Annotated in this window: 19 protein-coding genes; 6 read left to right on the top strand and 13 right to left on the bottom strand. The window is 49.9% G+C overall.

What is annotated here, in order from left to right:
- The first annotated feature begins 3 nt into the window (after window positions 1-3).
- Window positions 4-1035: a GntR family transcriptional regulator gene (locus ACFOET_RS14715; RefSeq protein ID WP_379023975.1), complete on the top strand. Its 1032-nt coding sequence runs from the start codon at window positions 4-6 to the stop codon at window positions 1033-1035.
- Window positions 1036-1065: 30 nt separating this feature from the next.
- Here ACFOET_RS14715 and ACFOET_RS14720 read toward each other — a convergent pair whose 3' ends face one another.
- From ACFOET_RS14720 to ACFOET_RS14730, 3 genes are all read right to left on the bottom strand, one after another.
- The gene (locus tag ACFOET_RS14720) at window positions 1066-1650 is read right to left on the bottom strand and encodes a DUF4136 domain-containing protein (RefSeq protein ID WP_379023977.1); all 585 of its coding nucleotides are present in this window, start codon (window positions 1648-1650) and stop codon (window positions 1066-1068) included.
- A gap of 86 nt (window positions 1651-1736) precedes the next feature.
- Window positions 1737-3377, bottom strand: a complete 1641-nt coding sequence (locus ACFOET_RS14725) for an NAD+ synthase (RefSeq protein ID WP_379023978.1) — start codon at window positions 3375-3377, stop codon at window positions 1737-1739.
- Window positions 3378-3403: 26 nt separating this feature from the next.
- Window positions 3404-4057: an outer membrane beta-barrel protein gene (locus ACFOET_RS14730; RefSeq protein ID WP_379023980.1), complete on the bottom strand. Its 654-nt coding sequence runs from the start codon at window positions 4055-4057 to the stop codon at window positions 3404-3406.
- Between the two features lie 90 nt (window positions 4058-4147).
- On the opposite strand from ACFOET_RS14730, the gene gldB reads away from it, so the two are divergent.
- Window positions 4148-5182 (top strand): gliding motility lipoprotein GldB, encoded by a 1035-nt coding sequence (gldB, locus tag ACFOET_RS14735; protein ID WP_456320333.1) that lies wholly within the window; start codon window positions 4148-4150, stop codon window positions 5180-5182.
- Window positions 5183-5235: 53 nt separating this feature from the next.
- Here gldB and ACFOET_RS14740 read toward each other — a convergent pair whose 3' ends face one another.
- The 7 genes from ACFOET_RS14740 to panC all read right to left on the bottom strand — a co-directional run bounded on the left by ACFOET_RS14740 (window position 5236) and on the right by panC (window position 12083).
- Window positions 5236-6165 carry an FKBP-type peptidyl-prolyl cis-trans isomerase gene (locus tag ACFOET_RS14740; RefSeq protein WP_379023984.1) on the bottom strand — a complete coding sequence of 310 codons (930 nt, stop codon included), beginning with the start codon at window positions 6163-6165 and terminating at the stop codon, window positions 5236-5238.
- A gap of 37 nt (window positions 6166-6202) precedes the next feature.
- Window positions 6203-6832 (bottom strand): FKBP-type peptidyl-prolyl cis-trans isomerase, encoded by a 630-nt coding sequence (locus ACFOET_RS14745; protein WP_379023986.1) that lies wholly within the window; start codon window positions 6830-6832, stop codon window positions 6203-6205.
- 197 nt (window positions 6833-7029) lie between these two features.
- Window positions 7030-7623, bottom strand: coding sequence for a CAP domain-containing protein (locus ACFOET_RS14750; RefSeq protein ID WP_379023988.1), 594 nt, complete (start codon window positions 7621-7623; stop codon window positions 7030-7032).
- 88 nt (window positions 7624-7711) lie between these two features.
- On the bottom strand, window positions 7712-9988 hold the full coding sequence (locus ACFOET_RS14755) for a TonB-dependent receptor (protein WP_379023990.1): 2277 nt from the start codon (window positions 9986-9988) through the stop codon (window positions 7712-7714).
- A 224-nt stretch (window positions 9989-10212) separates the two neighbouring features.
- A complete protein-coding gene (locus ACFOET_RS14760; protein WP_379023992.1) occupies window positions 10213-10575 on the bottom strand; it encodes a hypothetical protein in 363 nt (120 codons plus the stop codon).
- Between the two features lie 223 nt (window positions 10576-10798).
- Window positions 10799-11146: an aspartate 1-decarboxylase gene (gene panD, locus ACFOET_RS14765; protein WP_379023994.1), complete on the bottom strand. Its 348-nt coding sequence runs from the start codon at window positions 11144-11146 to the stop codon at window positions 10799-10801.
- A gap of 97 nt (window positions 11147-11243) precedes the next feature.
- On the bottom strand, window positions 11244-12083 hold the full coding sequence (gene panC / locus ACFOET_RS14770; protein WP_379023996.1) for a pantoate--beta-alanine ligase: 840 nt from the start codon (window positions 12081-12083) through the stop codon (window positions 11244-11246).
- A 153-nt stretch (window positions 12084-12236) separates the two neighbouring features.
- Between panC and ACFOET_RS14775 the strand changes: the two genes are divergently transcribed.
- On the top strand, window positions 12237-13067 hold the full coding sequence (locus ACFOET_RS14775) for a glycogen/starch synthase (RefSeq protein ID WP_379023998.1): 831 nt from the start codon (window positions 12237-12239) through the stop codon (window positions 13065-13067).
- Window positions 13068-13090: 23 nt separating this feature from the next.
- Window positions 13091-14569 (top strand): DUF4270 family protein, encoded by a 1479-nt coding sequence (locus ACFOET_RS14780; RefSeq protein ID WP_379024000.1) that lies wholly within the window; start codon window positions 13091-13093, stop codon window positions 14567-14569.
- Between the two features lie 101 nt (window positions 14570-14670).
- Here the strand turns inward: ACFOET_RS14780 and ACFOET_RS14785 are convergent, their stop codons facing one another.
- A complete protein-coding gene (locus tag ACFOET_RS14785; RefSeq protein ID WP_379024002.1) occupies window positions 14671-16236 on the bottom strand; it encodes an SUMF1/EgtB/PvdO family nonheme iron enzyme in 1566 nt (521 codons plus the stop codon).
- 139 nt (window positions 16237-16375) lie between these two features.
- On the opposite strand from ACFOET_RS14785, the gene ispF reads away from it, so the two are divergent.
- Both ispF and ACFOET_RS14795 read left to right on the top strand, forming a co-directional pair.
- Entirely contained in the window at window positions 16376-16855 is a 480-nt protein-coding gene (ispF, locus tag ACFOET_RS14790) for a 2-C-methyl-D-erythritol 2,4-cyclodiphosphate synthase (RefSeq protein WP_379024004.1), read from the top strand.
- 92 nt (window positions 16856-16947) lie between these two features.
- Window positions 16948-19368 carry a S9 family peptidase gene (locus ACFOET_RS14795; RefSeq protein ID WP_379024006.1) on the top strand — a complete coding sequence of 807 codons (2421 nt, stop codon included), beginning with the start codon at window positions 16948-16950 and terminating at the stop codon, window positions 19366-19368.
- A 24-nt stretch (window positions 19369-19392) separates the two neighbouring features.
- Here ACFOET_RS14795 and ACFOET_RS14800 read toward each other — a convergent pair whose 3' ends face one another.
- Together ACFOET_RS14800 and ACFOET_RS14805 are read right to left on the bottom strand one after the other, a co-directional pair.
- Window positions 19393-20538 carry a hypothetical protein gene (locus ACFOET_RS14800; RefSeq protein WP_379024008.1) on the bottom strand — a complete coding sequence of 382 codons (1146 nt, stop codon included), beginning with the start codon at window positions 20536-20538 and terminating at the stop codon, window positions 19393-19395.
- A gap of 4 nt (window positions 20539-20542) precedes the next feature.
- On the bottom strand, window positions 20543-21115 hold the full coding sequence (locus ACFOET_RS14805; protein ID WP_379024010.1) for an RNA polymerase sigma factor: 573 nt from the start codon (window positions 21113-21115) through the stop codon (window positions 20543-20545).
- Window positions 21116-21155: the final 40 nt, after the last annotated feature.

Here is a 21155-nt window from a genome sequence, read left to right on the forward strand (position 1 = left end):
GACATGAAGTCAGCATCCATGTTTGAATATATTCACATCAACGAATATTCGGCTACTCCGAAATATGTACAACTGGCCAATGCCGTTATCGGGGCAATCGAAGCGGAAAAAATCCAGAAGGGCGATATGCTGCCATCAATCAACGAGCTGAGCTATGTGCTGGAGATATCGCGTGATACCGCAGAAAAAGGATACAAACATTTGAAGCAACTGGGGGTGCTGGGGTCCGTGCCGGGCAAAGGGTATTACATTACCAATGCCGACTTCAGGCAGGAGTTGCAGATCGTACTGTTTTTCAATAAGCTGAGTGCACATAAGAAAATCGTGTATGATTCGTTTGTAAAAGCCATCGGAACGGATGCCGCCGTCGATTTTTATATATATAACAATGACCTTTCACTGTTCAAAAAGCTGCTTCAGAATCTTAAACAGGAGTATACGCACTACGTCATTATCCCTCATTTTATTGAAGGGCACGATAAGGCCGCCGAATTGATCAATACGATTCCAAAAGAGAAGCTGGTACTACTCGATAAGCTGGTGCCGAATATTGACGGCGAGTACGCCGCGGTTTACGAAGATTTTGAACGCGATATCTATGAAGCGCTGGAGCAAGCCAGGGAACAATTAAGCAAATACCACACACTGAAGCTTATTTTTCCCGATAAGAGCTATTTTCCCAAGGGCATTATCAAAGGGTTTTACCGCTTTTGCCAGCAATATGCTTTCAACCATTTATTGGTCAGCAATATTTTGGAAGAACCCATATCGGCGGGCGAAGTATATATTAACCTTATGGAAGACGACTTGGTGAAATTGCTTGATCAGGTAATCTCCCTCCAACTGAAGATCGGCCAAGACGTAGGTATCATTTCGTATAACGAGACCCCGTTAAAGAAATTCATCCTGAATGGCATCACGACCATCTCCACGGATTTCAAGCGCATGGGGGAAGCCGCAGCTGCGGTGATCCTGGAAAATGCCAAACGCCATGAAAAAGTGCCTTTTTATTTGACGTTGAGGCCATCGGTTTAGGTTGATCTTGTCGTCTCAGCCTTATCGTCGTTAGCGACTGCGCCTGGCCTCTACCGGAAACTGCTCCATGACGCCGGTAACCACTTCCGATAATTTGTTAATGGCTTGTTCGGGAGTACGTACCTCGCCCGAGCCACGCGCCTGCCAGACGACCTTGTTGGAACGGCGGTCTCTGGCCTCAATGATGATATGGCCTGCACGGTAGCGTTCCTCGCCAACGGGCCGGTTCCAGCCCCAGCCGTAACCAAACCCCCAGCCCCAGCCGGGTCCCCACATCCAGGGATTGTAGCCCCACATGCCCCACGGACCGCCACCGCCATATACTGGGCGTTTTTTGTTGTTGACAATGGCAACGTACCGGAACAGCAGATCCGGATTCTCTTTTGAATACGTCAGTCCCCGGGCCTCAAGTTCGCGATTGGCCGTCTCCAGAATATTCGCTTCCGCGATGTCATTGTCAAAATAGGACTTAGACAGCGAATCCACGGGCGGAAGCCAGCTGTAAGTGCGGTACTGGGAAAAATCCGTTCCCTCCATTTTAGTGGTATGGTATCGGTAGGATGAACAGGACGCCAATACCATCAACGGAACGATGTATAATAATAACCTTTTCATGGTCAACTCTCCTCATTTATTCGTTTACAAACGATTAGACAAGGAAATGGTGCGATGGTTTAATCGATATCAACGATACTTAGGTGCTATGGGTATTTGCCGACCAATGGCAAGGCTCTGCCCTCGCCGAAGGCTTTACTGCTTACGCGGAGTATCGGCGGAGCTTGGAAGCGTTTGAATTCTGTGCGGTTAACCATGTTCACCACCTTGCGCACCAGCGCTTCGTCAAACCCCAGTGCGATGATCTGCGCTGTACTCTTTTCATTCTCGATGTATTGAAAGAGCACGGCATCCAGCAATTCGTATTCCGGCAGGGAGTCGCTGTCTTTTTGCCCTGGCCGCAATTCAGCCGACGGGGGTTTTACGATGGTGTTCTCCGGTATGATTTCCCGGTCTCGGTTGATGTAGCCAGCTAGTTTGTAAACCTGTGTCTTGTATACATCGCCGATGACTCCCAAAGCGCCGGCCATGTCGCCGTATAACGTGCCGTAACCCACAGCGGCCTCGCTTTTGTTGGAGGTATTGAGGAGTATGTAACCCAGTTTATTGGAAAACGCCATCACCAGTGTGCCGCGTATGCGCGCCTGAATGTTTTCTTCTGTGACATCAGGGCCGAGTCCCTTGAATGCGTCACTAAGGCCTTCGTTAAAAACTTCAGCCATGCGCTGTATAGGGATAATTTCATGACGGCAGCCCGTGTTGCGGACCAGATCCAGGGCATCTGTGATGGAATGGTCGCTGGAATAGGCCGACGGCATCAGCACAGCCATTACATTGTCGGCGCCCAGCGCTTCACATGCAAGCGCCGCCACCACGGCCGAATCGATGCCGCCCGACAGCCCGACCACCGCCTTATGGAAGCCTGATTTACCGAAATAATCACGGATGCCCAATAACAGGGCCTGATGGATGAGTGGGGTATCCAGCGGAGGGGTCACCGCAGTTGCGTCTTGCAGTGGCGCAATGGTTTTACCTTTCAGCTCATAGCATCTCAGATCCTCCTGAAAGGACGCCATCATGTCAATACATTCACCGGTAGCATTGAGGGCGATGGACCGTCCGTCGAAAATGATATCGGTATGTGCACCTACTTGATTGAGATAAAACAGCGGCACGCCGGTTTCGCGGGCATGCGCCTGTAATACGTCCATCCGTTCGTTGAGGTGGTTGTAAGAAAAGGGTGACGCCGCGATGTTGATAATGATATCCGGGTTGTCTGCTCGCAGGACGTCCATGGGGTTCCTATGATAGAGTCTCGGCGTTGCAATATTCCACAGATCTTCGCAGATGGTCAGGGCTATTTTCTTGTCTTTATACGTTACACAGCGGAAGTCATCGGACGGCTGGAAATAGCGGTATTCATTGAAGACATCATAATCCGGAAGCAGCCCTTTGTGCACCGTCTGCTGCACCTGCCCATCCACGATGAACAGCGCGGCATTGTGCAGCGGCTTGCCTTGTCCAGAGGTGTTGCGTACGGGCGCACCGATAATGCACGCTATCCCATCGCAATGACGTGCAATTTTGGCAACGGCGGCGTCGCATGCGTCCAGAAAAGCCGGAGAGCGCAGTAGGTCCTTGGCCGGATAGCCGCCGATAGCCAGCTCTGCAAAGACTACAAGGTCCGCGCCGCGGCTTTTCGCTTTCCCGATGGCCTGAAGCATAGCCGAAGTGTTGCGTTCGAAATTGCCGATGTGGTAGTTTTGCTGGGCTAACGCGATTATCATTGAGTTATGCTGTTGAGGATGAGCGGTCAGAAAAATATCCCGAAATTGAAAGCCACATACGAATTGCGGGGCTCGCCGTTTTTAACGGCCTGGGTAAAACCGTTGTTGAAGCTGAGCCCGGTCATCATCACCAGGTTATGGTCGAGCTGCCATTCTATCCCGCCGCCGATCTGTAGGGCTAAACGCAGGAAGTCAGCGCTGCTACCCATGGAAGTACGGGCGGAGGCATGTTCTTCCTTTTCCTTGGCGTTGAGCTTGACCCCTCCTGTAAAGCCAAACTGTCCGTAATAGCTGCGGAAATACCGCATGGTACTTTTCAATTTCAGGCTTATCGGTATTTCGGCGTATTGCAACCGGTAGTTGTTGGTCGTATAGACGTTTGGTGCGCTGGATACCGGATCCGGGTATTTTGCGGTACTGTTGATCGTGTTGATCAGCAATCCGGTGGAAAAATAATAGTTTTCGGTAAACGCGAAGTCGGCGAGCAGGCCATACGCATAGCCAAACTTCGGACTGCTTGAATATCCTTCCGTATCACCATACCGCAACCACCCCATATTGGGAGAAAATGTGATTCCCAGGGAAACCGGTCGGTATTGGTAAGTTGAACTGTAGTAATCTTGGGCACTGCTTGGAATGAAAAGGGTGAGTAATAACGCTGAAAGGAGGTATGGGCTCATTCGCTTAACCCTGTTCGACTTTGCGTCTTTGCATGATACGTGCTGATCGTGTTCCATCAAATCCTTAACTTTGCTGCTTGATAAACAAAAATGATGCTCAAAAGCCTTGTGTCGCAAATTTATTGCTTTTTTTTGATTATCGCGCTTTGTTCTTGTGACAGGCCCAAGCGTGTAGACGTGAGTCACATTGACGTGGATGTCACCATCGAACGCTTCGATCAAGCGTTGGACAGCCTGCGGCCCGATAACATCCTTCAGAAAAACGGGGAGTGGCTCCGCCATTATGGGTTTTTCTATGCTGATTACATGCAGTACATGCTGGAGGCCGGCAACCCACTCGACAGCGCAAAGCTGGCATCCGTTTTGGCGGAGGTGATCGCGACGGATGATTTCCAGGCATTAAAGGCCAGCGTATACGAAGCCTTTCCGGACATGGCCATGCAGGAAGCGGGCCTCACAGACGCCTTTAGGCACCTGAAGTATTATTTCCCGGCCATCGATATTCCGCGGTTCATCGCTTTTTTCTCTGGATTTTCCGTGCAGACACCGATCGGTGAAGATTATATCGGGATCGGACTGGACATGTTCCTTGGCGCGGATTCCAAGTTCTATCCGGCACTGCGCGAAAGCATTCCCTATTACCTTTCGCGGCGTTTCACGCCGGAAAATATCGTGCCGCGGGTAACGGAGAGCTATATCCGGGAAGAACTGTATCTGCAGGACGATTTGGATATGACCCTGCTGCAGCACATGATTTATCAGGGAAAAGTGCTGTACGTGATGGACCGCGTGTTACCGGAGATAGCTGATACACTTAAAATCGGCTATACGGGACAACAGTGGGAGTGGGCTAACCGTTTCGAGCGCGATATTTGGGCGTGGTTCCTCCAGGAGAACCTGTTGTACGAGGCGGACTACCACCGCATCCAAAAGTACCTGAGTGAAGCCCCATTTACGCCCGAATTAGGGACGCAGAATGAATCGGCTCCAAAACTCGGCGTGTTTGTTGGATGGAAGATTGTAAGGAAATATATGGATAGGCATCCGGATACTTCCTTACAAGCGTTGTTGGAGATTAAAGACGCACAGGTGCTACTGGATGGATCGCGGTATAGAGGGGATTGAAAGCGCATAAAAAAGCCAGCGATTCGCTGGCTTTTTTATGGTTTTTTCAGTCTTTATTCGTCTTTGACTTCAACTTCATAGTCCAATGACGAATAAGGGGGGATGACATAGTTTCCTGTTGCATCAGTTGATCCGGTTCTGCCGTAGGCTACAGTGCTTGGCATAAAAAATCTGATTTTCCCGCCCTTTCGTAATAAAATCATCATATTTTGCCAACCCGTAATGTTGTCGCTAACTTTGGCTTTGTAGTCGTCAAGTTGCTGGATAGTGCTACCGTCGGGTCTTTTGAGTACAAACTTTGTCGTGACCGTTGAGTCTGCCGCAATCGGATCCCCTGAGCCCTCACTGATTATTTTGTAATAAATTCCGTCTTCTGTTTTAGTTAGGTCATCCAATGATAAACCCGCTCGTTTCACCATGTTGGGAATCACCCAATCATTTTCAAAATCCTCAAAATTATCATGCACAGTCACCACGTAATCCAATGAAGCATTTGGCGGAATACCAACTCTGGAATCACCATTCCGACCGTACATCAACCTTGATGGTACAATGATGCGGATTTTCCCGTTGGTTTTTTTAAGCACTTCGCGGATCACCTCCTTGAAGTCACCCGTACGCTCGACGGTCGGCGAGCCTGCAGCACCGGAACCAAAAGGGAAATAACCGAAATAATCCGTATAGCGGTTATTGAAACTCATGGTGTCTCCGGAACTATATTTTCCGTCTAAGCTCTTTACCGTGTAAACCACAGGATAGCTATTTTTATAGTCAATGGGGTTTCCGGTCCCTTCCTCCAGCACTTGGTAAAACAAATCGGTCTCTTTGTATTGGCTGACATTGAGGTTGTTTTTCTCAATATATTCGAGGATGTTTTTGTTGTCCAGCTCTTCGAATGAGTAATATTCTTTTTTGTCGCAACCCGATAGAAATAGCGCTGTCGCGATGCCTGCCATTAGAATACAAGGAGTCGGTTTTGTCATTTGCTCAATCAATGAAGGTTTGTTCGTCCTAATCACCTCAGTTGCTGTCTGGCGCTTCAATATTTACAACCTCAATTTCATAGTACATTGGAGAGTTGGCCGGTATCTGGCTGGTGCTGGTGTTGCCAAAAAGGAGGAGAGATGGGCTTACAAATCGAATTTTCGATCCTGTTTTCAAACCATCAGCTGTCAGGCCACCTACGCCGCCGAACTTAATGGGCTCATTCAATGGATTGCCATCTTTGTCCAGACGGATTTCGCGCGGTAAGAATGCATATACCCACGCTGGAGGAATGTTGCGGTTAGCTAATGACGTCTCGTCGCCTTCATCCTTCTGATTCTTATGGACTGGGTCGTCACCGGTAAGCAACCGGCCGGAAAATATCACTTGAATGTCAGGTGCTTCGATGTCCAATTGACCGTTTGCGTTTGTAGTGGTTTTATATTGATACGACGTGGGATCACCTTCTGTGACCAATTCGTAGTATACGCGCATCCCGCCAATGTCGTGATGCTGTAAGAGGCCGTTCGCAATGGCATAGGCTTCTATTTGAGGTTTCTCTAGCTCATATTGCGCCGCAGGATCAAATGTCTCGCCGTCTTTTATACATGCCGAGAACCCGAAAGTTACCAAAAATCCCAACGCGAGTAAATTTATCTTTTTCATTTTTTTGTCTCTTCAACTATGCAAGTTGCAAAGTTATTTAAATAATCTAATTAATTGATCCTTTAACACTATTTAACAAGCCATGGAATCAAAGGTTTTGTTTAAGGGGTTGAAAACCAGTGCGCCATAAAGTCTATGCTTGCTTAAACGGAAATAGAAGGGTAAACGCTACAGAGACCTACAAAATCATTGTTTTCTTATTTGCTGTCTCGGCGGGTGCCGAAGACCTGCACCCAGTACTTGCCATCATGGGCTATGGCCATTTCCCGGTAGGAGTTGCGCATAATATTGGCACAGTGGCTCGGGCTTCCCAACCATTTTTGAACGGCACCCTTCAGGTCGAAATTGCCGAATGCGATGTTTTCACCATAGGCGAGCACGCTGGACGTGCCGGATATGTACCCCGACTGGACGAGGCGGTGATACACGTTTTCTCCCGAAAGGCTGGTGTGGCTGAAGTAACTTTTGGTGTTCATGTCTTTCGCATGAGCCAACGCAGCAGCATAAAGCTTGGCGTTCCAGGTCACTTTTTCTGCTGCAGGTTTGGCCTCATCGCCGCAATCACAGCCGGCCTGACGCCAGGTGTTGATTTCCGATAGGGCGATGATAATGGTCGAGTCGCTTTCCGCGGGCTCACCGCCCCCGGATTGATCTTCCTTCTTACCGCCTTCTTGGTGTACCGCCCCCGGAGGATCACGCGGTACGGGCTCCATAGATTCATTTGCATTGGGTTCGCACGCAGAGAGCAATGCAAACGAGCAGAAAACCGCTAGTACCGAATGCTTTAACATAGGTAGATGTTAAATTTCGTGCAAGCTAATAAATTGCCACGAAAATCTGCAAAAATATTTTGCAATTTTTCGTGGCAATCAGTATCGGTTAAAACCTGTAGCCCAGTGCTAAGCCAATATTCCTGCCCGGATTGGGGATGGAAAATGCGCGGAGGATAGACAGGTGATCTACATAAGTGACATCAAATGCGTTGTTTATGCTTATTGCTGCGGTTAACTTTCCGGCGGTGAGCGGAAATTCGTGTTGGATGCCAGCATTCACCAGCGTATAGTCGGGTGTACGCTGCTCGTTGTAACCCAGCCGATTTTGAACGGCAGTATGTTGGACAGCTGCAAAAAGCCGTGCGCCTGTGGCGAAACCAGGCTCGTGCGCAACCTGAATGGTATAGTGGTCTGCCGGGATGAATGTCAGGTGTTCGTCACTTTTTCGTAATGTGCCCCTGACCATCGCTCCCCTGCTCGTTACCTCCAGCCGCTTGTCACGCAATGGCCGGAATGCGACCTCCCATTCGGTGCCGTACAGTAAGGCATCTCCTTGTTGAAAAGCCCATATTTCCAGCCCATCTTCAGGCCGGATATTGCCGGTAGCCACAAAATAAATGTAGTTTGAGATGACATTGTTATATACCGAGGCGCCGATGTCAAACATGGCGGAGTTGAATGCGTAGCTAAGGTCCGTCTGAATGCTTTGTTCCCGTTTGAAATCGATATTTCCGGTTTCAAACCGGTTGGTGCCGGGGTGCGGCCCATTGGAGAAGAGTTCCGCAAGGTCGGGCGCCCTGAATCCGGTAGATACATTTACCTTGAACTGGTGTTGGCTGGCCAGCGTGTAGCTGGCACCAAGTGAACCCGAGAATCCGGAGAAGGTTACGCTAAGCTTCCGGTCTTGAGGATCCCCCGGCAGGGTAAAGCCGTATTCGACCAGGTGGGGTGCGCTAGCATCAGCAATGACCTTGCGGTAGTCAAACCGCGCTCCACCTTGGACATAGAAGTTTTTCCAGTCGAGACTACTTAGGTAATAGACGCCGAAGTCAGTCGTATTAGCGTCTGGAATGAGGATCTCCTTGGCCACCGATTTGTTTGCTGTAGCGATGACGCTGCCTTGCACGCCAAATGTATGCGACAAATCACGGGCAGGGTTCAGCGTTATTCTGCCCGAATAGAACGTATTCCGCTGCTTAAGCCCGAGATCGACTTCATCGAACGACTCTTCCACCTCGCTGCGGTCGTTGTAGTGGTGCGATAAGTGCAGGTATGTCGTGAAATGATCATGGGTTGTTTCCTGGTTGTAGGAAGCTACGTAGTCCCGGATCTGCTGGTAGGGCAGCTGCACGCTGCGATCGTTGCGGGAGGTTACCAAGGATTCGCCGTCTACCATCTCGTTGTCGTCGATGATGCCGAGATCTTGACTATGGTATGTGAGAGAAAGTTTGTTTTTGAACCGGTCGAGGTCCAGTCCGGCATGGGCACGGAGGGTGTGGTTATTGAACCTGCTATTGCCGATTAGCAATCCGTCACCAGCCTTGTAGTCGGCGTGATTTTCATAGGCGGCATCCACGTTGGCGAAGAAGCCATTATCGAAGCGGTTGCCAACCGATCCGAACGTGCGGATTCCGTTGGAATTGCTGTTGAAGACCGAGCCTACCGATCCGCTTACTTTTCCGGACGTCAGGTAGCTTTCGTCGTCTTTTACCATCAACACTCCGCCGAGTGCCCCGGAGCCGTAGAGAATGGAAGCCGGTCCTTTGATGACATCAACGTTGCTTACCCCCAGGTTGTTTAACCCCAGGCCATGGTCCTGGCCCCATTGGTGATTTTCCAATTTATTCCCTTGGTATATGGTGACCACGCGCGAAAAACCCAGCCCGCGGATGAAAGGTTTGACGATACCCGGCCCCATGCCTGCGCCGCTTACGCCCGGAATCTCCCGTAGGGCGCCGGCGATGCCACCGGGATTGCTGCTTTTTGAGAGGCTTTGCATCTCCACACCCGATATGGCATAAGGTGTGCGCCGCGTCAGGCCGGTTTGGCGGTCGAGCACCACTTCATCCAAGGTAACCGAAATGGGATCGAGCTCGATGGCTAGCTGAATGGAATCAAGCACGGATACGTTCAGGTCCCGGTTATAAGGCGCATAACCCAGGGCATTGACAGCCACTGTGATGTTTCCTGCCGGTACATCGAGTCGGAAGTGTCCAGATAGGTCCGATTGAGTAGCCGCGGTTGTTTTCGCGACCGAAATGGTGGCAGCCGGAATGGCTTCGCCGCCGGAAGTCACCGTTCCATAGAGGGTGGCCCGCGGCTCCTGAGCGAAAACGGAATGGGATAGAATAAGGCTAAGAATGGTGAACACGTATGGTTTCATCAATTGCGGTTTCATGATGCTGATTGCTATAAGTAAAATGCTTGCTTTAATGATCTGTTGCCGTAATCAGGACGTGCCGTATGCCGGCTTGTATTGCTCCGCTGACAACAGCGGTCATCAATAAGGTACGACGGAATCGAGGCGACAAGCCCTAACACAGGATGCCTCACCATGCGGACTGGCATGGGATGACCAGTGGGATAACGCTGGTCAAGGCATGAAGTTTAAAGCGAGGTGGGCGGGCCCCGGAGGTAAGCGTACGGTTGGTCGTCTTTGGTGTAAAAAGGAACCGGTACGGGTGTGAAAGCGGTTTCAAACCGCAACGCGAGCGAGAAGTCGAGTAGGAGGCAGGACGGTTGAGTATAGGAGCCTTGGAAAATTACATCCAATAAATGGATTTCAGTCTCCGATTGGTGATGCTTAGCTGCATCGGGGTCGTTACTTAAGTTGTAGGGATGGATATGGATGACAATCCGTCCGCCTGCGGTTTTATGCTTGTGCATAAAGACCGTTCCGCTGGCTACAATCAAGCAAAACAGCGTAGCTTGAAATAAGGCAAGTGTCGAACGGATGTTGCTATTCCACATCTCGGTTGATTAAAAGCTTACAAAGTAACTACTTTCTTATATCGATTGCATAACCTAAACAACCGATCACTGCAAAAGTAGTGAAAGTTTGGTTAGCCTAACAAAAATTTAATTATTCTTTTGACGGTGTCATGCGTAAGCGGTAGCAACCTTCTTGATTGCCGCTGGCGAACCAACTGGAGAGCGTTTTATGCGGTGTCCGCACACGGGCAGGTTGAGGTGATTAGAGTAGCCGGTTATCTCCGTCTGGGAATACCAATATCGGTTCGTACTTTTTCGCCTTTTCTATATCCATTAAGGCATAGGAAATAATGATGATGATGTCGCCCACCTGCACCAAGCGAGCAGCGGCGCCATTGAGGCAAATGGTGCCCGATCCGCGTTCGCCTTTGATGACGTAGGTTTCAAAACGCGCCCCGTTGTTGTTGTTGACGATCTGGACTTTTTCGTTGGCAATGATGTTTGCCGCATCCATCAAGTCTTCGTCGATCGTGATGCTGCCCACGTAGTTCAATTCTGCTTGAGTAACCCGTACGCGATGGATCTTCGATTTTAATACCTCAATAACCATGATGCAAAGATACGGAAAATTAAATGCTAGGTTTATCATCTGTTTGTAACATCCTCAGTCTAAGCATGGCCGATGTGAAAGGCCGGCTCTGATACCGTTATAACAGCATATTATCAATCAACCGTACACCATCTACCCAAGCCGCGACCAGAGCGACCAACGTTGAGCTGTGTTCCGCGGTGTCTGCTTCGGTGAAGGTGTCGGCATTGTATACCGTAAAATACTCCAACCGGACACCAGGGCTACTTTTCAGCAGGTCGATGGCATTTTGGCGCACCGTGTGGAGATCTGTATGGGCGGAATCTGCCTTCGTCTGCAGCAAGGACCGGTAAAGTGCCAGGGCTTGCTGCCGTCCTTGTGCCGACAGCCTGACATTGCGCGAACTCATGGCAAGGCCATCCGGCTCCCTGACTGTGGGGCAAAGTTTCAGTGATACCGGTAGCTTTAACTGCCTGACCATGTATTCAATGACCTTGTATTGCTGGAAATCCTTTTGGCCGAAGCACGCCACGTCCGGCTGCACGGCGTCGAAGAGCTTCTTCACAACCTGTGTAACGCCCTGGAAATGTCCCGGACGGTGCAAGCCTTCCAGCACGCTGTCCAACTGACCGAGGTTTATGTGCCATTGTTCACCAGGCACATACATTTCATCCACTCCAGGGTGAAACAACACATCACAATGGGCTTTCTTTAGCATCGCCATGTCATTCTCAATGGGGCGGGGATATTTTTCGAGGTCGCTGGGGTCGTTGAACTGTGTGGGGTTTACAAAAATACTGCACACCACAACGTCGGCCAGCGACTTTGCTTCGGTGACGAGGGCGATATGGCCCCGATGCAGTGCCCCCATTGTAGGGACAAACGCAATGCGCAGCCCCTGATCGCGGTACGGTTGCAATTGGCGGTGCAACGAAATTCTAGTGGTAACTACTTTCAACAGACTAACCCGTTTTTTTGTTTGGCAAAAATGGTAAATTTTTAGCTTATCTCGTCGATGAATAGGGTAACTAATTGGTATATTGACAAAAATTGATTATCTTTGCAAACCGATTTTACTTTTCTAATAAAAATTAAAAACAAAAAATTGGAGATGGCAAAAACGAAGATTCTGTTTGTTACCCACGAGATGTCGCCTTTCCTCGAACTAAGTAAAATTTCTGAAGTTACCCGCCAACTGCCTCAGGCCATGCAGGAAAAGGGCTACGAAATCCGGATTCTGATGCCGCGTTTCGGGAACATCAATGAGCGCCGAAACCGGTTACACGAAGTAATCAGGTTATCCGGGATGAATATCGTCGTGGATAACAACGATAATCCCCTGATCATCAAGGTAGCCTCCATTCCGGCGGCACGTATGCAGGTGTATTTCTTGGATAACGAGGAATATTTCCAGCGTAAGCATGTGTTCTGCGATGATTGCGGTAACTACTTTGAAGACAATAACGAACGCACCGTGTTTTTCTGCAAAGGGGCCTTGGAGACCGTGAAAAAACTGGGATGGTCACCGGATGTGATACACTGCCATGGATGGATGAGTGCGTTGGTACCCGCTTATGTGAAGACGGCCTATAAAGACGATCCCACATTTAAGGACACGAAAGTGATTTATTCGCTATATAAGGAAGACGTTAATTTCTCGTTGGGCGAGAATTTTACGGATATTGCGCTCACGGGCAACATGACGGCCGATGATGTGGTGTCTTACGGCTCGGGTGACTATGCAGGTCTTTACCGAGGGGCACTGAGCTATTCCGATGCGGTGGTTCTCACTGGCAACGATATGGACGAACAACTGTTAAATATTGTTAAAGCGAGCGATTTACCGGCTTTTGAGGTGGAAAACAACGAAGAATTCGAAAATTATTGCAACCTTTACGAACAATTTTCGAGCATAGAGCTCGAAACAGCAGTGGAAGCGTAATTTTGAATTTAATTTCTTTGCGAATGAATTATCATACCAAAGACTTATTGACGCTGTTAATAAGTCTTTTTGTTTTGGGAGGTTGTACCAATCCATCGGGCATTGGATTGGACGTGGACCCTGAAGACCAAATTAGGGGCGTCTTAACAGACACGCTGACGTTGCAGGCGGCGACGTTTCTGGATGACAGTGCGCGATCCTCTTCCTTTTCTTCCAGTCAAACAATGTTTGGCCGTTTCGTCGACCCCATGATCGGAACAACCGTTGCAGACCTTGCAATTGCGATCGGTCGGCCGACGACGGTGCCACGGATCAGGCCAGACGCAGAGATAGATTCTGTTATCCTTGTTTTGCCGTACGGTACCGAATATTTCGGCGACACACTCAGTTCAACGTTCTCCCTTCGGGTGCGGCAATTGGATGAGAATTATACCGATGGTGCGTCCTCGTCCAAGCGTTGGTCAGTGACGAACGAGCTTCTCGGTTCAACAACCATAAGCCGTTTCAGACTCAGTGACACCATAAGCGTCACCAAACATATTGATGGTAAAGACTCGGTGGTAAAAGATATTCCGCAATTGCGTGTGGCACTCTCGCCGGAGTTTTTCAAGGAGCTGTTCAGCGAATCGGTCGATTCAGCTTTGCTCTCTACCGTTTCGGGCTTTAATAGTCATGTAAAGGGCTTGTTTCTCGATGTGGATGCGGATGCATCAAGCGGTATCGGTGGGCTGGTTGCTTTTCGTGGTCTTGCCAATACCACCGGTATACACCTTACTTATCGCCAGCCCAACGGGAAAGAGGGTGACGATGCGGACACCGATACCATCCGTACATTTTTGCCTACGACGATACAGTCTAGTAACGTTAGTCCAGGTGTTTATGGCCTTGCAACCCAAGTCAATCGTACATATAACGAAGCTGTACAAGTGCAGCTGGACAATCCCGAGGGTAATTATGAAACAGTATATCTTCAGGCGCCGGCAGGGCTCCGTACCCGATTGCGTATTCCCTACATCGATTCGCTGAAGGGACGGAATATAGCGGTAAACAAAGCAGAGCTGGTGTTGTATGTGGACGAGGTTTCCGATGAACAGTTCAATGCCTACGCGCCGAGGCTGACGTTATACCGGGAGGATATCGCCGGACGGCGACAGCCGGTGCCGGACGGGGATTCGCGGACATCACAGAATAATTTTGGGCAAAGCGGCTTCGGTGGCGATGGCCGCAGCCTTTGGTATCGGTATGGCACCTGGAGGGCGTTTGGTGGGGAACTGGACAATGCGAGAAAACGCTACGTGTTCCAGCTTACGTCATATGTTCAAGACCTATTGCTTGGCAAGATTAACAGCAATGAATTTTTTATTGCTCCGGCTGCTTTCCTTGACGGTCAGGTGCCTTACTATCCGGTGATGAACACAGGTAGCCGGGCAATCATCCAAAATGTACGCAATTCTGACTTGAGGATGAAATTGAATATTTACTATACTCAGATCGGGGATTAACGTAACAATGTTAGCCTCCCCTTGAAAGGGAAAATCCTCAAAAATCACGCCGGATTATAAGCTGATTTTTGAGGATTTTGTTTTGGTGAGAACTTTCAAAATCAGAAAATCCCCAGTACTTTTTTCTTGTCCTGCCCGCGCGACCGGTTTGCTGGGAATGTGGGTGCCGTCTTGGTGTTAACTATCGGCGAACCCACCAACGTCATGGCACACCGGAATCCGGTCATGGCATTTGATGCGTCCTGCTGCATAAAACGGCGGGTAGCAGGGTTCAGCCAATAGGCACGGTCATTCCATGAACCGCCTTTATACACCCGAGATTTATCATTGATTAGCGTAGTGGCACCATACAGCTCATTATTTGTCTCATCAGCGTGGCCGCGCACGTCATGGTCAAAGGCGGCAGGTGCAGACTCAGAAGCCGCAGCCATTGCCTGTAATTCCTCCCATGTCTGCTTCCGCGGTGCTTTAGCAGGCACCCGGATAGGACGGCCGTATTTATCCTTAGCTAAGATGCCTTTTTCGGCGTCTTCAAATTGTTTATCCATATACACATTACCGCGGAAAGGGTTGAAGTCTTCGAAATCTTCAAACGACAGTTGCCGGTATACGTCACTTACCCACTCGTTGACGTTGCCCGCCATGTTGTAAAGCCCATAGTCGTTGGGAAGGTAGCTGGTTACCGATACCGTGATGTCGCCGCCGTCATTAAGGTATCCAGCCACGCCCATATTATCGCCGCCAGAGGGCTTGAAGTTGGCCATCATCAGTCCTTGTGTGCGCCGCTTGCCGGAACGCACCCCCATCCCGTCCCATGGATATATTCTGCCGCTTTCGATATTCCCATATTCGGTATTACCGATCAATCCCAGCGCGGCATATTCCCACTCGGCCTCGGTTGGCAGCCGATAGGGTTGCTTAAGCACGCCGTCTTCCATGCGGACAGGCCGCCTTGCGCCGTCTTCCGCACCCGGGCGGTTGTCTCTCGGCATCCGTTCACCGTCTACCCCTTCGCCCCTGTATTGCCCATTAAGATAGATGTCGGTGTTAAAAGGTTCATTTGGCCGTGCTTGCGATTCCGCTAATGTACGGTAGTCTACCAATGCTCCTTTCTGTCTCAGGATGTGTTCATTCACCCGGTCGGTCCGCCACACACAGTATGCATTTGCCTGCTCCCACGTAACACCCACCACCGGATAATCCTGATACGCTGGATGGCGGAGATAAAGGTCAACGTAGGGTTCATTGTAGGACAAGGGCTGGCGCCACACCAAGGTGTCGGGCAACGCATTGTAGTAGAGCTCTTTGTCGTCTGGGAAATTCTGGTTGAGCCAATGCAGGTACTCCAGCCAATCGGCATTGGAAACCTCGGTTTCGTCCATGTAAAACGAAGCGACCGTGACGCGGCGTTTGAGGTTGTCGTGAGCGTAGGTTAAATCTTCGTTGAGGCTGCCACCCATCACGAACGTACCCCCTTCAATAACCACCAATCCGGGGCCGGGCCCTTCTTTCACCTTCCTATTGATTTGAAGGCCACCATTGTACGGGTCGTTATAGGCGACACCGGTTTTTGGGGAAACGCCACTTCTATTTTTACAGGAAGTAATCAAAACCCCACAGAAAAACAACAAGAGGAGATGGACGAAATAAGTAGTTTTTGTTTTCATTCGGTATTTTCAGCAATGACACCATTCTTTTGCAGAATCAAAATTAAATAAATTATTGAAGTAAAGTGCAATTAAAATAACATTCATTATGTTTGGTGGATGGTGATGGCAGGGGTGAAGTAAATAATTAATCAGATATATGAAAATAAAAGTTGGATTCGGATTTGATGTTCATCAGCTGAAGGAGGGACATCCCTTTATACTGGGAGGGGTGCAGGTGCAGCATCATTCGGGTGCTTTTGGGCATTCCGATGCGGATGTGCTGGTCCATGCCATATGCGATGCTATCTTAGGCGCAGCCAACCTGGAAGACATCGGACATCATTTTCCCAACACAGATGCGCGTTGGAAAGGGGTCAATAGCTTGATTCTGTTGCAGGAATGCGTGAAGATATTGCAGGATAGGGGATGGATATTGGGTAATGTTGATGCGATGTTGTGCCTTGAGACCCCCAAGATAAAACCGTATATCCCGCAAATGAAACAGCGGATCGCGGCAGCAGCGGGCATCACAGAAGAAGACATTTCGATTAAAGCCACCACCAATGAAACCATGGGGTTCATCGGTCGGCAAGAAGGAGTGGTGGCATATGCCGTATGCTTGATTGAGCGTCGGTAATTGTTGCGTAACTTCATGGTTACCGGATGTGTTTTTATGGCAAAAACGTTCATCTTTGATCTGATTATAAGTTTCATTGAAATCTAAGTGCCATGAAAAGAGAATCTATCCTTCATGGTAGCGCACTTGCGTTACTTTTATTCTTGTTTTTTTCCACGGTTGCCCAAGACAACCTGACCTATCAGACGCCGCCCGAAAGTATCCGTGAATTGGTTGATGCGCCAACCACGCCATCCGTCCAATTTACCAAGAGCAGGGACAAGATGCTCCTGCTGGAGCGTCCCGACTTTCCGACGATCGCTGATATTTCCCAGCCCGTGCTGGGATTGGCCGGACTGAGGCTCAATCCGGCCAACAGCGCCAGTGAAGGCAGCGGCTTTACTGCGATCATCATCAAGGATGTTAAGACCGGGAAGGAAAATCCGATTACCGGGTTGCCCGCTGAGGCCCGCCTCGGCAACGTGACGTTGAGTCCGGATGAAAAATGGTTGGCTTTCAGCAACAGTACGCCAAACGCGGTGGAACTTTGGTTAGCGGATATAAAGCTATTCACTGCAAGGAAGCTTACCGATAAGCCGCTGAACGATGCTTTTGGTTTTACGCTTTCCTGGACTCCTGACGGGCAGCATATTCTTGCCAAATTCATTCCCGATGGCCGCGGAGAAATGCCGGAGGCTGGTGAGGTGCCCGTGGGCCCCGTAGTACAGGAGAGCCTTGGAAAAACCGCTCCGTCCCGGACGTATCAAAACTTGCTTGAAAACCCATATGACGAATTGCTGTTCGATTATTTCTTGACAGCGCAGGCGGCATTGGTGGATTTGCAGGGCAACATTACCAAGCTCAACGAGCCGGGCATATATCGAACGTTAAGCTATTCGCCGGATGGCAACTATTTGCTCGTTCAGCGGGTTGTACGTCCATATTCCTACCTTGTTCCGGTATATTCGTTCCCATACCATGTCGTTTTGTGGGACGCCACGGGCACGGAGGTGAAAACGCTGCATAAGGCTCCGCTGGCGGATGATGTGCCTATCGGGTTTGACAATACCGTGACCGGTCCCCGTAGTTACAGCTGGCGGCCGGATAAACCGGCAACCTTGTATTGGGTGGAGGCACTGGATGGCGGCATTGCGCGCAACGAAGCAGACTTCCGGGATGCTGTATACCAGCTCGAGGCACCCTTCACGGCAGATCCGGCCACACTCATCCGTACGACACTGCGCTACGGCAGCATCACTTGGGCAGACAAGGATTATGCTATTCTGAACGAGCGCTGGCGGCAGACGCGGACAGAAAAGATGACGCTGTTTGATTCGGACAGCGGAGATACGATTAAAACGATTGCTGACCGCTCGTCGGAAGATGCCTACACCGACCCCGGCCGCTTTGTATATATGCCCAATTCCTACAATCGCTCCGTGCTGTTGCTGGATAAGGGGAGACAGCCCGCGGTATTTACGATATCCACCGGAGCGTCTCCGGAAGGCGACCGGCCTTTCCTGATGCGGTGGAATTTGCTGTCTGGAAAAACGGATACCCTGTTCCGATCACAAGCGCCATACTACGAGTTGCCTGTGTTTTTCGACAATACCGGTACACTCATTATCTCGCGGGAGTCGGTCGACGAAGCACCGAACTATTACAGCGTTAATCTCAAAAAGCGGTCGATGGTTCCCATTACTGCGTTCCCTGATCCATATCCTTCGATGAAAGACGTACAGAAACAGCAGTTGTCATATCCGAGAAATGACGGCCTGACGCTCACCGGCACGTTGTACTTACCCAAAGATTACAAGAAAGAAGACGGGCCGCTTCCCATGCTGATGTGGGCGTACCCCAGGGAGTTCAAAACTGCGGCAGCTGCCAGCCAGGTGAAAGGTTCGCCCCATCGTTTTACCCGGATATCCTGGGGTTCACCGGTTTATTGGGTTACGCGCGGATATGCCGTGCTTGACAATGCAGATATGCCCATCGTGGGTGAAGGAGAAGACCAGCCTAATGATACGTTTGTACCGCAATTAAAAGCTAATGCCGAGGCAGCGATCAATTACGTGACAGGCCTTGGCTTGGCCGATCCTAAACGCATCGGGGTAGGAGGGCACTCTTATGGTGCGTTCATGACAGCCAACCTGCTGGCACATACCGATCTTTTCGCTGCGGGACTTGCCAGAAGCGGAGCTTACAACCGGACATTGACTCCGTTTGGCTTTCAGGCCGAGCCACGGACGTATTGGGAGGCTCCGGAGGTGTACTATCAAATGTCGCCGTTCAGTTTTGCCGATAAGATAAAGACCCCGCTTTTGCTTATTCACGGTGTGGATGATGAAAATTCGGGGACGTTTCCCATCAACAGCGAGCGCCTATATGCAGCAATCAAGGGACATGGCGGTACTGTTCGGTTAGTGTTCCTTCCTAAAGAGTTGCACGGATACCGCGCAAAGGAATCCATTTACCATACGCTTTGGGAAATGGACCGGTGGTTGGAGCGGTATGTGAAGCATAGACAGGAGTAGCAGCGTCTTGATGGCCTTTCTTTACTATCGCTTTGCCCGCGTGGTCAGGTCAATATCCGCCGATATTGCCACGCCTGTGGAGTATAGTTTGATATTGCCTTGACCGATCTGGCTCAATGGTACTTTTACAAAGGGTTGTACAGTAATGCCGAATGCGGGCGATAGCCTGCGCTGATACCCGACACCGATATTGGCTACGCCAAGAAAATGCCGGTTTTCATTGCGAACCTTGTATTTCTGCGGATAGTGATGCTCATCTCCGGGATACGTGAATTTGTACGCCTCACTGAGCATAATATAGCTTGATAAGCCTCCAGAGACGAACCACGCTGCATTGGAACTCCGCTTCAAGATGTAGTCTACGTTGATCGGAATGTCCAATACACGGCAATCCGCGTCTACCAGTTCGGGTCTGTTCCCATAAGAAGGCCACCCGTTACTGGGGCGGTATGCCCCGAAATCTGCTTGGTAGATTTTTTTTGCGTACCAAACCCCAGTGCTGATGCGAAACCGATCGTTGAGTTGATACGCGGCAAGTATGCCAATATTCGAACTTAATTTACCTGTTAACAGGCTGGTCCCCGACAGGTCCGGAGCGGCGGCTACGGTAAGCGTCAATCCGGCCTGTTTCTTCTGATGCCACGATAAGGAAAGCGGTGGTTCGGTTGCCGATGTGTCTATGGTCAAACTTTCCGGTAGGATGAGGCGTGATGGTATTGGTATGGCGTGCTGCGATCTGCCCATCACCTGCGGCATTGGTAGGTTGGCAATGGCCGGCCGATTGACAATCGTATCTGCCTTTTGCGGTGCCTGAACCTTTTTTGCTGCCGGCAGGGCAACCGGCGATGCATGAGAAAGCGATGCGTCGTTGGCTTGTTGCTCCCCACGCGTTTGCACTTCCGGCTTATCAGGACGCCATTGACCCACATCCTGCCGGCGATTTACCATGGAGCTGTCCTGAAGGTGCGCGCCGCTATCGAACAGCCATATCGCCGCAATGACCAGCGAGGCGGCTACTGCGCTTCCGGCCCAGAGAAGCGCAGCCGTGCGCATTTTTTTCGCCGGGACCAGCTTTTTTTCCAGCATTTCCCAGTCCCGTTGGTCAAACGGGATGTCAGGATCGCTGAGCCCCTGCTTAAACAGCTGATCTATCGGGTGTTTTTTTTGCATGTGTTTATTCCTTTACCTCTTTTGCTGCCCCGCCCATGTATTCGTGCAACCGTTCCTGCAGTTTCTTCCTCGCTTTGTGAAGGTTGGCTTTGGATGTGCCTACGGTAATACCCAATAGGTCGGCTATCTCCTGATGACTGTACCCGTCTATGGCATACAGGTTAAATACGGTCCGGTAGGCTGGGCTTAGCTCCGTTATCAAGACGAGTAGGTCATCATAAGCCAGCTTGTCGTATACGTTGGTTGCGTTAGCCACTTCCTCATGCTCCTCCACATTTTCATGCACGGAAAACCGGATGCTGGTCCGGTAAAAATCAATTGCCGTGTTCGTGACGATTCTTGCTATCCACGATCTGAACGGTCTTGTCCTATCATAGTTTTCGATATGGTTGAATATTTTAAGGAAGCTTTCATTCAGGATATCCGACGCTTCATCCGATTGGCGGGCGTACCGCCTGCATATTCCCATAGCATAGCTATAGAAATGCCTGAATAAAGCATATTGGCTTTCCCTTTCATGCTTTAAGCAACCGGCAATATACTTCTGTACCGTTTCTTCATTAATAATGGTCGGCAAGCTACTTCTTCGTTTACACAATATTACGGGGAATAAAGGC

Source organism: Parapedobacter deserti (genome assembly GCF_042646065.1).
GTDB lineage: Bacteria > Bacteroidota > Bacteroidia > Sphingobacteriales > Sphingobacteriaceae > Parapedobacter > Parapedobacter deserti.